Here is a 12,089-nt window from a genome sequence, read left to right as displayed (position 1 = left end):
CTATCCGCTGGTTTCATGGGCGGAGCGTCTTCGGTAGTGGCTGTGCCGGGCTGCTGACTGGTGGCGTCTGCGCCGGTTCGACCACTGCAGCAGTCTGGCCAGGGACACGGCTGGTGGGTTGAGGATGGCGGTGAGGAGGTGGCGGATCTCCGGAGCGGTTAGCGATATCGGGGTGCTGCCCCAGTTGCGGTGATGCGGTTCCGCTGGCCGGTCGGGGGCTGCTTCGGCGGCAACGGCCGGCCAGTATGGCCAGCGCGAGCACGGCGAGCGTGACGTGCCGGTGCCATGAGGTCGAGTGCCTCACCGGGTAGTGGGCCAGGCCGGCCTGGCCCTTGGCGGTCTGGAAGCACTCTTCGATGCTCCAGCGCCTGCCGGCCACGCGGACGAGTTCGGCCAGGGGTACTGCGGTGGGTGACCAGCGCAAGTAGAAGGCGAGTTCTCTGGCGGCGGGGTTACGGCGGATCAGCAGATGGCGGTGTTCGTCGGTGCCGATGTGAATCCAGGCCCAGTCGTAGTAGCGCGGGCCCTTCGCGCTGTGGCCGGCGCTTTGCCGGTGCCAGGCCGCGGGCGGGCAGGCGGCCACCGACCGTGTCTGCACGGATCGACCTACGGCCGGAGTTGATCCGGACCCGGACGGAGCAGACGACGGCCAGCACGTACCTGGTCTCGCGTGCTTCCTGGGCGGTACCAAGCTGCGGGTCCTGCCCGTAGGCTTCGTCGCCCGTCACCCATAGTGCTTCCACCCCGGCGTCCGATGCGGCGGCGATCACTTCCCAGGCCAGGCGGGGTTTGGTCGCGAACTCGGTCTCGTCGGGTATCCCGGCTGCCTGGCGGCGCTCGGAATCGGTGCACCAGGAGTGCTCGGACAGGTAGAGCCGACGTTCGATCAGCGTCCGGCCCCGGGCGGTGGCATAGGCGCGAAGGTCGTCGCGGACGGCATCGGCGTCCCAGCGCGCGTAACGCAGCAACCGCTGCATCGGCCCTGGCCGGACGTGACCGGCCTGCTCGGCCAGCTGCCAGCAGTTCTTCCGCTCGACACCGGACAGTAGTCCGACGAAACCGGCCCGCGACCCGAGCCATAGCCTGGGCGGTGCCGAACTCCTCGTTTCGGCCCGACGGCCCTGATCGACAAAATGGGCACATGTACAGCGAACCTCTGCGGATCCCGCTTGACCAGCTTCGGCATGTCTTCGAGCTGGCACTGCAGCACATCGAAGCGTCAGCAGGCAGCCCGGTGACGCTCGAACACGACTACTTCTGGTCCGTTCCGGGCGACGAACTCTACGACGTTCCCAACGAACCGAGAACGATCACCATCGGGCAGCTCTCCGAGTCCTGGCAGCACCTTGAGGACCTCCTCGCCGATCCGGACCGGGCCGTGGGCCATCACCTGGTCTGGCTCGCAGATGTCCTCCGCGCGATCGGGCAGGGCACCGCCCAGTAGCCACCACACACGCGACGTGACATGGAACGACGAAGTCACACTGGAGCACTAAGCCCGAAGTCGGCTCCCTGGAGGGCGAGTTGCCTTCCAGGGAGCCCGGGTGCGCCGTCCGCGCGGCGTTGGCGTCGGGGCGCCGTGGACTCGCGCGTCCGGGTGTGCGGAGGCCTACGCCAGGACGAGACCGGCGACGGGTGTTTCCGGCCGTCCCGTACCTGAGGTGGGGCGGAAGCACGAACGGCAGCACGGGACACGGCCGGTGACGGTCCGGTCCCGACGCCCGACGCCCGACGGCACGTCCTCCCCGTACGACGATCTCCGTGGCCTCTTGGGACCTCCTGGCCACAGCGCGCCTTCCCGCCGCGCCCCTCCAGGCGCCGGACGAGAGCGGCGGTGAGCGCACCCGCGCTCCCACCGAGACGGGGGAAACCGTCGGTCTGCCCGAGCGCGTTCGACAGGCCCCCGGCTGGCCGATCGGGATCCCTTGTGCCAATCAGGGGCGAACTCAGGCGTGGCGCGGGCGCGGTCGGTCGGCAGCGCCGCGCACCGGGGTGTCGGTTCCCTCGCACAGACGGGCAAGTCGGCCCAGCATCGCGCGGTGCCGGATCTGTTGTGCCGCGTCCAGGAGACCGTTGTGCAGGGCGCCTCCCGCACCGCGCAAGGGGTGCTCGTCGAGAATGACGAGTGTGTCCTTGCCCCAGGGCCGCAGCTCCATGGCGATCCTCGCGGTGCCCAGGGGCCCGCTGTACGCCTCCAGCTCAAGAATGCTGATCGGCTCGACGCGGCGCACGACCGTCCGGTTGTGCAGCGTGAACGGCCCGATCTTCATCGCGTAGCGGAGGGCGGCTCCGAGCTCGGGCCAGGTTCCCCCGTTCAGCTCGGCCCGGTCCGGGCCGACGACCCATTGCCCGTAGCGTTCGGCGTCGGCCAGGACCGCCCAGACGTCCGCCGGCGGTTTCTTGATCAAACGGTGCCGTACGGCCATGCGTTCCTCCGGCCTTCCAAACGCCCCCTTCGCGAGTTCCCACGGTAGTCCTGATCACGGATCTCGCCACGGGACGGCACCTGCGTCAGCGCCGCAGCCGACCCTGGCGAGGCGAGGCCCGGGGTGACCTCACGAACGGATGCTCCGCAGACTCAGCGCGCAGAGGGCCGCCCAGGAGACAGCGGCTCCCGCGGCTTTCAGGCGGGCTTGCCGATGGGGTAGTTGGGTACCGAAGATCACGGCGTCGGACGTGTCTGCGGCGACCCGGCACCAGGTGGCGAGACGGCGTGTGTCCTCGCCGGTCGCGGCCACCATGGCAAGCCCGATGACCAGGTCCCGGGATCCGAAGGCCCGGATCAGCAGGCCCGTGTCCTGGGGAACGCGGCCACCGGGCTCCAGCGGGAGTGCGCAGGGTTTCGCAAGCCATTCGGGCCTGGCCATGATGGCCGCGCCGTAGAGCGCGGTCGCGGCTCCGAGCAGGCGGTTGATATCCGTTGTCTTCATGACGTCGTAGCCTTTCCCCTCTGAGCCTCTGAGCCTCTGAGGGTGTTCGCGTTCCCTCGGGTGCGCACTTCATCCCGGTACGCAGGGGCCGGTACACAGGGGTCGTCGACCGGGGACCCGGTCAGGGGTGAGCGGTGTGGTCGGGATGGCCTCGGGTGCGGCGGGCCTCTTTCATCTCCGCCTCGTACAGGTGTCTTCGACCATCGACGAGTTCCTGGCGTACTTGGTGCTCCACCTCGGTGAACGGCGTGTAATAGGTGTCGTTGTACGCCTCGACGACCTGGAAGGTCCAGCAGCCGGGAATGACGTTGCGGCCCACGATCTCCCGCTCCACCAGATCGGCCTGATCACCGTGGCCCGCCGCCCGCAGCTGCTCGACCGCACGGCCCAGCGTCAGATCCGCACCGCCGGTCAGCTGGTGGAAGGCGTAGAGGTGCCCGCGGGCCTGCTCCACGGTCTCCAGCGCCTCCGACAGGGTGCCCAGGGCCTCGACCGTGGCGTCACTCACCCCGTGGGGGCGGACATGCCCGTCCATCGGCCCGGCTCCGCGATCGCCGCTAGGGCTCATGGCGAGATCCTTCGGTGTCTGCCCGACGCGCGACGGCTGGCCGGGATGGCCAGAGGCTCCGCGCCTCAGTCGCCCGCATACCTCAGCTTTGCGTGCCGACGGCCCTTTCGCGACCGACGCGATCCACGGACCCCGGGCGGAACCGGCGCAGCTCGGCACGGCGGGCCGTGCCAGCGGATGCACGATCGCGCGGTCTGCGCGAGCCTGATGGCATGACTGACCCACTCGTTCCTCCCGGGAAGACGCCCCCCGTAAAGACACCTCCCGGAGAGACTCCGCCCGTGGAAGGCTCGACCGCCGAGGCCCACGAGGAACGTCCGGACGGCGGGCTCTGGGAGCACCCCCGGTTCTGGCTGTGGCTGATCGCTGCCGGAGCCGTGTTGGTGGCGGCCTTCTTCATCGCGCGCCTCATCTCTCTCTAGCGCACCGCACGCGTCCTGGTAGCGCACCGCACGCGTCGGCGAGGCTCCTTCCCGAGGAGAAGATCTTCCGCGCGGACGTGGGCATGTGGCCGCGTGGGTCGCGTGGAACTTGCGGGTCGCGCAGAGCACGGCATGTTCGTCGGCGTCACGGATCATGTCCGTCGGGATCGGTGAGCCGTGCAGCTCTTGGCAGCAGCCCTGGGCAAATGAACGTCAAGTGCCTTATGGATCGGCTTACTTGACCTTGGAGTCCGGCCGAGCTTCCGGGACGGCTGCTCGACGGACGGCGGGCGCCGCAGGACCGACAGCGCCCGACGGGAGGAGCCCCGTCATCGGCGGTGCACGCCCTCCTGGCCCGTCGCTTCAGCGGCGAGGGCGGCGCTCGTCGTGCGCAGCGGTGCTCCGGCGTCGTGCAGGCTCGCGAGAGCCTGGCGGTAGGAGGCGAGCAGGCTGGTCTCCAGGTAGGCCACCCCCAGCTCCTGGCAGTAGCCGCGGACGATGGCTTGAGCCCTGCGCAGATGCGGGCTGGGCATGCTCGGGAAGAGGTGGTGCTCGATCTGGTAGTTCAGCCCGCCGAGCGCGATGTCGGTGAACCGTCCCCCGCGCACATTGCGTGAGGTGAGCACCTGTCGACGCAGGAAGTCCGGGCGCTCCTTCCCGGTCAGGATCGGCATGCCCTTGTGGTTGGGCGCGAAGATCGAGCCGAGGTAGACGCCGAACAGACACTGGTTGACCGCGAGGAACGCGATGGCCATACCGGGCGGCAGCACCAGGAACAGCGCCGTCAGATACGCCGCGAAGTGCGCGAAGAGAAGCACGCCCTCCAGCCGCCGGTTCTTCAACGCGGGGTTGGCGAGCGCTCGTACGCCCGAGACGTGGAGATTGAAGCCTTCCAGCATGAGCAGCGGGAAGAAGAGATACGCCTGCCTGCGCCCGAGCAGTTTGGGCAGCCCCTTGGCCGCGCGGGCCTGGGACGGGGACCAGACCAGCACATCTGGGTCGAGGTCCGGGTCGAGTTCTTCGTGGTTCGGGTTGGCGTGGTGGCGGGTGTGCTTGTCCTGCCACCAGGCATATCCCATGCCGATGCCGGCATTGCCGGCGATGCGGCCGGACACCTCGCTCGCTCTGCGCAGCCGGAAGACCTGCCGGTGGGCGATGTCGTGTGCGACCAGCGCGACCTGGCCGAAGACCACGGCGAGGAACGCGGCCACGGCCAGGGTCCACCAGCTCCGCCCCACCAGCACGAAGGCGGCCCAACCGCCGACGTACAGAGAGGCGACGGCCGTGATGCGGATCGTGTAGTAGCCCGGCCGGCGGGCCATCAGGCCCGAGTCGGCGATCCTCTTCGACAACCGGGCAAAATCGCTCCCCGCCACGTCCGTGTGTACGGGAGCGGTGCTGTTCGTCGGCACGGTCACAGGCCCTTCAGCGGATGGCACCCGGGTACTGCCGCACCCGGTGCTCCACGCAGCCGAATGGCGGGGTCATGGCCGAGCGCATCCCTGGCGGGACCACTTCGAAGGTTGCGAGAGGCTTCCAGCCTACCGCGCGGCCGGATATCCAGCGGATTGCCCGGAGAGGCGCCGATGCCTGCCAGATCATTGACCGAGCACTCGGCACCAGCCGGATCCCGCACCCCCGGAGCACCCGGCCGCAACCGCGCCGGCAGGGATCGAAGTGGGCGGAGATCAGCGCAGCGAGACGCCGTCCTTCGTCAACTGCATCTGCGGCCGGCCTGTCACCAGGAGCCAGGCCGGCAGGGACGCGATGCACATGAGGGCCAGGATCCCGGGTGATGCCACGAGTACGGCGGCGGTGAACAGACTGATCCAGCCCTGCCGGGTGATGGCCAGCAGCATGCCGAGCACGCCCGCCGCGATGCCGACGGAGGGGTCCACCGCCGGCACGAGCGCGTGTGCGCACAGCCCGAAGGCCGCGCCGATGAACACCGCCGGGAAGATCCGTCCGCCCCGAAATCCGCAGGACGCGGCGATCAGGAGTGCCGCCAATTTCACGAAGGCCAGCACGGCGAACCGACCGGCCGTCCGACCGTCCGGGTCCGCGGCCAGTTCGCCCACCTCGTGCAGGCCTTTGAACAGGGTCAGAGGCCCGCCCAGGGCGCCGAGCAGACCGAGTACGAACCCGCCGAGCGGCAGCATCAGCATCGGGTGCCGCAGTCCGCCGAAGGCGCGGTGCACGTACGGGAAGAGGCAGACGGCAGCCATGCCGAGCGCCGCGGCCACGCAGGCGAGCACGACCGCGGCGAGCAGGTCGCCCCAGCCGGGCTTCCCGAAGGGTGGCAGGTCCAGGTCGAAGGACGGTGAGGCGAGAAGCGTCGTCGTCAGCGCGCCCGCCGCGGCGGCGAGCAGCGGGCCGAAGAGGTTGTCCCACAGGGAGCCCTTCACCGGCAGGGGCCTGCCCGCCAGTGCCTCGGAGACCACGAGGGCCGCGGCGACGGGCGTACCGAAGAGGGCGCCGAGCGTCGCCGCGGTCGCCAGCGGCACCCACATCCGCCCCGGGGCCCTGGGCAGCGCCCTGGTCCCGAGCCAGAACGCGAGCGCGACGTTGGCGGCGATGATCGGATTCTCCGGGCCGAGGCTGGGCCCGCCGGCGAGCATCAACGCGTTGGCGACGAGCAGTCCGGGAACCACGTGCGCCCGCAGCGGCGCCTCCTCGCCGAGGCCGAGTGTGGCGGGGTCGGGGCCGGCATGTCCGGGCACCTTCCACACCACGAGCCCGACCAGCACGCCCGTCAGGGTGAGGATGGCGATCGTCCACAGCGCGGAGTAGCCGCCGACGCCGAGCGCGCCGGGCAGGTCCGTCCACAGCACGCCCTGGAGCCTCTCGGCCACCGCGCTGACCCCGAGGAACAGCAGGCTGCATCCGACCCCCACCACCAGAGCGGGCACGACGGCGGGCAGCAGGGTGCGAGCGGAGACGGAGGGCACGGCCGCGAGGGCCGTCGGCACAGCATCATCTGGAGTGCTCACAAGATCACCCTAGGTGAACAGGCCTGTCTGTGTTCCGCAGGAAACGTCCCGTATGCGGCCGGGTGGCGGACATGCGCACCACCGGTCCGTTCCGGTGACCTGCGCCCGGCGTTGATCGTTGGCGAGCACGTGACCTCGATCAAACACTCACTCACCGCACTCGCGCTGGTCCTGGCCGGCCTCGTCTGCGCAACCGGCCCCCAGGCCTACGCCACCGACAACGTTCCCTGTCATGGCGCCACCAAGCGCGACCTCGTCGACCCGAACACCGGGCGGTCGTGGCCCGGGACGACGGTGATGTACTGCAACCTCGCTCGCGGGCACGTACCCGTGTACGCGGCCCGGTCACCGCGGGCGGCCGTCGTCGGATATCTCGAACAGGGCGGCGCGGCCAACTGGTTCGTCACCGAGATGAAGGGCGAGACCTTCAGGGCGGGCTCGGCCGAGAACTACTGGTGGGGCAGCACGAAGGCCGACAACGGCAGATGGGGATGGGTGCCCGAGGTCTTCTTCGCGGGCGGCGGCAACAACGAGGACGACGCCGGCCTCCTGATGCCGGGCGGCTACACCTGCGCCAACTCCTGCCCCCCGCCGCCCTTTTGGGCCCGCTGAGCACTGAACGCCTCCGGATGCCGAGCGGGCGGCGCCGCAGAGCCGCGCCACCCTCTCCTCCCCCGCTCCTCCCCCGCACCTTGCTCCCCCGCGCTCTCCTCCCCCGCGCGTTGCGCCCGGCACTTCGGCCCGGCACTTTGACCGGTTGCCGTCTTCGCCGTCTCAGCCTGAACCCATCGACACCGGGCCCCGGCGTAGCCTGGCCCCGCCATCGCGACGACGCGGTGGAAAGGTGGGGGAGGATGCATGAAGTCCCTTGATTCCAGAGCCCGTTGGATGGCGGCGCTGATCTGCGCGGGGCTGCTGATGGTCGCCGGTACGGGCGTGGCGGAAGCGAGCCCGCACTCGGGCACCGAAAGCGTCACGCGCCTGCCGTCGTCCCAGTACGCGATAGCTCCGCTCGTCAACGCGGACAGCACCAAGGCCTACGTTGCCTCCATCGACGACGTCGGCACCTCGCTGGACGTCGTCAACACCCGGACCGGGAAGACCACCGCCCACGTCGCCACGAGCGGCGGACGGTGGGCCGGGCCCCTGCTGTTCGGCCCCGGGGGCAAGCAGATCTACCTGCTCACCGAGGGCACCCTCAACGTGTTCGACACCAAGACCAACACCCTGCGCTCCAGCTTCCCCGTTCCCGACCAACCGCGGCCCACCGGCTCCAATCCCGGATCCCTGTCGCGCATGGCCATCAGCCCGGACGGGGCCTCGGTCTATCTGAGCCAAACCGGTCCGGACAACGGGGCCCAGAGCACAGGTCCGTCCCGGCTGCTGGTGTTCTCCACCGTGCGGCAGGCGTTCACCACGACGGTGCCGCTGCCCGGCGAGAGCCCGCGTGCCGTCATCGTCCGGCCGAACGGCAAGGACCTCTATGTCAGCGGCGATGTCGGGCTGATCCACCTGGACGTCTCGACCGGCGTGCCGACGCTGCTGCGCACCCTCTCGGACACCGGCTTCGTCGATGAACTGGCCCTCACTCCCGACGGCAGCCGCCTCTACGCGCTGAGCAAGCCGGACGGTCACGCGGTTCTGGTCGACCTCGACAGCGACCGGGTACTGACCACCATCGACTTCCAGTCGAACTACCAACCGGTGCTGAGCCCGGCCGTGAGCCCTGACGGCAGCCGGTTCTACGTTCTTGAGGACGATCACCGCAGCGTGCCGAAGGTGCTCTCCTACAAGACGGCGACCAACACGCGCGTAGCCCGGGAGACGGTCACCGGATTCGCCATGGAGCGGGGAACGGGGCTGACCCTGGGGCCCGACGGCGACACGATGTACGTCACCGGCGTGAACTACGCCGACGATCCCGGGGCGTTCCTCCAGATCGTCGAGTTGTGAAGGAACGGCCCGGTTTGTGACGGAACGGCCCGGGCTCCCTCGCGAGCCCGGGCCCCGACCGGAACCCGGTGACCGCATCCCGGCCTACGGCTGCCCGCTCCGAGCGCCAGGCCTGTCGGCGCGGCTCAGCCCTGCGCCAGGTCTGCCACGGGCTGCCACTTCTCCCACACCGCGAGCCGCTGCTCGTAGTCGGCCTTGGCGATGCCCAGGGGTGCCGAACCGAAGAAGCAGCGCAGCGGCGGCTCGTCGGCGTCGACGATCTTCAGCACGGCGGCGGCGGACGCGGTCGGATCGCCCGGGGTTCCGACACGCTTGCGGCGCTGCTCCTGCACCTGCTTGTGGAAGTCGGCGTACGCCGGCAGCGGCTCGGACGTGCTGGACGAGGAACCCGCCCAGTCGGTAGCGAACCCGCCGGGCTCGATCAGCGTGACCTTGACGCCGAACGGCGCGACCTCCTGGGCCAGCGCCTGGCTCATGCCTTCGAGCGCCCACTTCGACGCGTGGTAGATCCCGACCAGCGGGAAGGCGCTGATGCCTCCGATGGAGGAGACCTGGAGAATGTGGCCGCTGCCCTGCTCACGCAGGAACGGGAGCGCTGCCTGCGTGATCCACAGGGCGCCGAACAGGTTGGTCTCCAGTTGCGCGCGCGCCTCCGCCTCGGTGAGTTCCTCGATCAGCCCGAAGTGGCCGTAGCCGGCGTTGTTGACCACCACATCGAGGCGTCCGAACCGCTCGTGCGCCTGCCGTACGGCGGCGAAGTCGGCGTCACGGTCCGTCACGTCGAGGCGCAGGGGCAGCAGCCGTTCCCCGTACTTCTCGCGCAGGTCGTTCAGCGTGGAGAGGTCGCGCGCGGTAGCGGCCACCGAATCGCCGCGTTCGAGGGCGGCGATGGCCCACTCCCGGCCGAAGCCGCGCGAGGCGCCGGTGATGAACCAGATCTTCTGCGTCATGGTGCGCTCCTCAAGGAAACTCGTCATCGGTACGATCAGCACGTCGCCGTGTTTCTCCCACCAGACAACACCTTCGAGTGCACTCGAAGGCAACCCCCGCAGTCCCGGAGGGGGCCTTTCGAGGACGAGGGTGATGCGGGACCCCCGTTCGGGGTTGCCCGGGCGCCCCTCCCCCTCACCGCGACCAGCCGCTCACACCCCCGTCGGTGCACACCGTCAGCACGGGAAGAAGGCGATGTCGCACCGGCCCTCGACGTCGCGGATGAACCCTCACGCAGGCCAAGCCGCGAAAGAACGGGCGGCTGCCGGTCCGGTGGCTCGGACCGGCAGCCGCCCGCCCCCGATGGGTCAGTGCGATCCGATGGTGGTCCGCGGGCTCTGGACGTCGCCGTAGTACGTGCCGTTCAGCCAGAACCCGGTGGAGACGACGTAGGTGCCCGCCGGGGCGTTCCAGTATTCGCTGTACCCCGGGCCGCCTCCACCGGTCCCCGCCGTGGTGGAGCCCTGGCCGGTCGAGACCCCGGAACCGCAGCCGAAGTCGTGCGCCCAGCCACCGGTGTTGACGTTGACCGCGTGCGCGCAGTACACGACGCCGGTGCCGGAGTAGTTCTGGAACGGGATCGTGGCGGAGACGGTGTAGCCGTTGTTCTCGACCCAATAGCAGGAGTCGATCGAGATGTTGTTGGTGATGTACGCGTAGTTGTGCGTGGTCCACGACCGGCACGCGTTCGCGCTGTACGCCGGCGAGACGACGTGCGGGGCGGACGACGAGGCGGCGGCATGAGCGCCGGACGCGGTGAGGAGGCTGCCGGCCAGGGACGCCGCAACGGCTGCCGAGACGGTGAGTGCCTTCTTGAAACTCATGGGTGCCTTCCGGTTGGGAGTGGCCTCTTGGCCGGCGGGAAGCTGCGATCCCACCGACCCGCAGATCAGCGCTGGGTCGGGGCCACTCCCCTGGCAGCGACGGCCGAGGTGACGGCGGCGACGGCTGTCATCCCGCCCCCGCTGCCGACTCGACCGGGCGTTTGTCGCTGCTCCCCCGTGCCGGGGAGTGGCTGCCCGACCGGCCACGACGTTACGGACGCGGGTCCTTCGGCCGTCCTAGGTTCGTCCTAGTGCCAGGCCAACCGGGAGTTCGGCACTGCTCGTCAACTGCCTTGCAGGGCAAGGGGTTTGACGTACGGGCCGTTGCGCAGAACGCGGTGCCGCGCGACGCGCCGACCGGATGTCGCCCCGCGACCGCACCGCACGCGATCAAAGCGGGCTGGGCACTCCCCCGCCCCCGAACACGCAACCGGAACAGGACACTTCACGCCATGGGGCGACCGCTCTCGTCCCGGTGCCCCGCCGAGGGCTGATCGTCGGCACCCTCGGACGGCCGCTTCCCCACGTCGCGCAGGAGGTAGGTGTCCATGATCCAGCCGTGTCGCTCGCGGGCCTCGGCCCTCAACTGCCGGATGTGCTGCGCCACTTCACGTACCGGACCGGCGACGAGCAGTTCGTCCGGGGTGCCGAGGTAGGCGCCCCAGTAGATCCACACGTCGTCCCCCTCGACCTGGGTGAACGACTCGTGCGCGTCCAGCATGACCACGATGTCGCCGTCGTCGATCCGAGCCACCTCGGACAGGCGCCGGCCCGGAGTGATGTGCACCGGGCGGCCGAGCTGGTTCAACGGGATGCGGTGGCGTGCCGCCAGCGTCGAGACGCTGGTGATGCCGGGCAGCACCTCGACCTGCGGGCGGATCGAGCCGCGGGCCTCGATGTCGGCGAGGATGCCCAGGGTGCTGTCGTAGAGGGACGGATCGCCCCAGACCAGGAACGCCCCGGTCTCCCCTTGCGCCATCTCTTCGCGCATCAGCCGCTCGAAGAGCTCCCCGCGCCGGTCGCGCCAGTCCTGGACGGCCACCGCGTACTCGCCGCGGTCCATCGGGCGCCGCTCCCGGCTGGGATCCTCCACTTCCACCACTCGGTAGGGGCCCTGGGCGTGCTCCTCCACCATCCGGTGCCGCAAGTCCGTCAAGGACGCCTTGTCGGGCCCCTTGCCCACGATGAAGAACACATCCGCCCTGCCCATCGCCTTCACCGCGCCAAGGGTCAGGTGGTCCGGGTCGCCCGCTCCGATGCCGATGACGAGGATCCGGCGCTGCTCCGTGCTCATGGTCTCCAGCCTCTCAGCTGCCCTCGCACACCCTGCACCCGGCCTCCGGCCCCGGCCCGGCCCGCCGGTCGGATCGCCCGGCACGGCAGACCGGCGCGTTCCTGTGCCGCGTCCTGAA

12 protein-coding genes and 1 pseudogene are annotated in these 12,089 nt (G+C 70.0%); 4 read left to right on the top strand and 9 right to left on the bottom strand.

The features are described 5' to 3' along the window. Positions 1-1,118, bottom strand: a pseudogene (locus CG740_RS41815) (IS701 family transposase); the annotation flags it as partial. Between the two features lie 23 nt (positions 1,119-1,141). Between CG740_RS41815 and CG740_RS03105 the strand changes: the two are divergent. Beyond that, entirely contained in the window at positions 1,142-1,444 is a 303-nt protein-coding gene (locus CG740_RS03105) for a hypothetical protein (protein WP_100573292.1), read from the top strand. Positions 1,445-1,946: 502 nt separating this feature from the next. Here CG740_RS03105 and CG740_RS03100 read toward each other — a convergent pair. The 3 genes from CG740_RS03100 to CG740_RS03090 form a co-directional block, all read right to left on the bottom strand. Continuing rightward, positions 1,947-2,426: an SRPBCC family protein gene (locus CG740_RS03100; RefSeq protein WP_100573291.1), complete on the bottom strand. Its 480-nt coding sequence runs from the start codon at positions 2,424-2,426 to the stop codon at positions 1,947-1,949. A 129-nt stretch (positions 2,427-2,555) separates the two neighbouring features. Next, entirely contained in the window at positions 2,556-2,930 is a 375-nt protein-coding gene (locus CG740_RS03095) for a hypothetical protein (protein ID WP_100573290.1), read from the bottom strand. Positions 2,931-3,051: 121 nt separating this feature from the next. Continuing rightward, the gene (locus CG740_RS03090) at positions 3,052-3,498 is read right to left on the bottom strand and encodes a hypothetical protein (protein ID WP_100573289.1); all 447 of its coding nucleotides are present in this window, start codon (positions 3,496-3,498) and stop codon (positions 3,052-3,054) included. A gap of 212 nt (positions 3,499-3,710) precedes the next feature. Between CG740_RS03090 and CG740_RS03085 the strand changes: the two genes are divergently transcribed. Continuing rightward, complete coding sequence (locus CG740_RS03085) at positions 3,711-3,920, top strand: DUF6480 family protein (protein ID WP_100573288.1); 210 nt, start codon at positions 3,711-3,713, stop codon at positions 3,918-3,920. Between the two features lie 329 nt (positions 3,921-4,249). Here the strand turns inward: CG740_RS03085 and CG740_RS03080 are convergent, their stop codons facing one another. Both CG740_RS03080 and CG740_RS03075 read right to left on the bottom strand, forming a co-directional pair. Continuing rightward, on the bottom strand, positions 4,250-5,242 hold the full coding sequence (locus CG740_RS03080; protein ID WP_100573645.1) for a fatty acid desaturase family protein: 993 nt from the start codon (positions 5,240-5,242) through the stop codon (positions 4,250-4,252). Positions 5,243-5,608: 366 nt separating this feature from the next. After that, entirely contained in the window at positions 5,609-6,910 is a 1,302-nt protein-coding gene (locus CG740_RS03075) for an ion channel protein (protein ID WP_234376016.1), read from the bottom strand. 129 nt (positions 6,911-7,039) lie between these two features. Here CG740_RS03075 and CG740_RS03070 point away from each other — a divergent pair, with 129 nt between their 5' ends. Together CG740_RS03070 and CG740_RS03065 are read left to right on the top strand one after the other, a co-directional pair. After that, a complete protein-coding gene (locus tag CG740_RS03070; protein ID WP_100573286.1) occupies positions 7,040-7,522 on the top strand; it encodes a hypothetical protein in 483 nt (160 codons plus the stop codon). A gap of 246 nt (positions 7,523-7,768) precedes the next feature. Next, positions 7,769-8,863, top strand: coding sequence for a WD40 repeat domain-containing protein (locus CG740_RS03065; RefSeq protein WP_107488354.1), 1,095 nt, complete (start codon positions 7,769-7,771; stop codon positions 8,861-8,863). A gap of 125 nt (positions 8,864-8,988) precedes the next feature. On the opposite strand, the gene CG740_RS03060 is transcribed toward CG740_RS03065, so the two are convergent. The 3 genes from CG740_RS03060 to cobF form a co-directional block, all read right to left on the bottom strand. Further along, complete coding sequence (locus CG740_RS03060; RefSeq protein WP_100573644.1) at positions 8,989-9,813, bottom strand: SDR family oxidoreductase; 825 nt, start codon at positions 9,811-9,813, stop codon at positions 8,989-8,991. A gap of 348 nt (positions 9,814-10,161) precedes the next feature. After that, positions 10,162-10,677 (bottom strand): hypothetical protein, encoded by a 516-nt coding sequence (locus CG740_RS03055; RefSeq protein ID WP_100573284.1) that lies wholly within the window; start codon positions 10,675-10,677, stop codon positions 10,162-10,164. A 445-nt stretch (positions 10,678-11,122) separates the two neighbouring features. Then, complete coding sequence (cobF, locus tag CG740_RS03050) at positions 11,123-11,971, bottom strand: precorrin-6A synthase (deacetylating) (RefSeq protein ID WP_100573283.1); 849 nt, start codon at positions 11,969-11,971, stop codon at positions 11,123-11,125. Positions 11,972-12,089 lie beyond the last annotated feature (118 nt).

It is taken from the genome of Streptomyces sp. CB01201, assembly GCF_002803085.1.
Classification (GTDB): domain Bacteria; phylum Actinomycetota; class Actinomycetes; order Streptomycetales; family Streptomycetaceae; genus Streptomyces; species Streptomyces hundungensis.
This window is presented reverse-complemented; position numbering and strand designations above follow the sequence as displayed.

Excerpts from the sequence above, each read along its gene's own strand:
- CG740_RS03080 (WP_100573645.1), bottom strand. The coding sequence starts at position 5,242 with ATGGCCCGCCGGCCGGGCTACTACACGATCCGCATCACGGCCGTCGCC.
- CG740_RS03095 (WP_100573290.1), bottom strand. The coding sequence starts at position 2,930 with ATGAAGACAACGGATATCAACCGCCTGCTCGGAGCCGCGACCGCGCTC.
- CG740_RS03105 (WP_100573292.1), top strand. The coding sequence starts at position 1,142 with ATGTACAGCGAACCTCTGCGGATCCCGCTTGACCAGCTTCGGCATGTC.
- cobF (WP_100573283.1), bottom strand. The coding sequence starts at position 11,971 with ATGAGCACGGAGCAGCGCCGGATCCTCGTCATCGGCATCGGAGCGGGC.
- CG740_RS03100 (WP_100573291.1), bottom strand. The coding sequence starts at position 2,426 with ATGGCCGTACGGCACCGTTTGATCAAGAAACCGCCGGCGGACGTCTGG.
- CG740_RS03065 (WP_107488354.1), top strand. The coding sequence starts at position 7,769 with ATGAAGTCCCTTGATTCCAGAGCCCGTTGGATGGCGGCGCTGATCTGC.
- CG740_RS03090 (WP_100573289.1), bottom strand. The coding sequence starts at position 3,498 with ATGAGCCCTAGCGGCGATCGCGGAGCCGGGCCGATGGACGGGCATGTC.
- CG740_RS03060 (WP_100573644.1), bottom strand. The coding sequence starts at position 9,813 with ATGACGCAGAAGATCTGGTTCATCACCGGCGCCTCGCGCGGCTTCGGC.
- CG740_RS03055 (WP_100573284.1), bottom strand. The coding sequence starts at position 10,677 with ATGAGTTTCAAGAAGGCACTCACCGTCTCGGCAGCCGTTGCGGCGTCC.
- CG740_RS03085 (WP_100573288.1), top strand. The coding sequence starts at position 3,711 with ATGACTGACCCACTCGTTCCTCCCGGGAAGACGCCCCCCGTAAAGACA.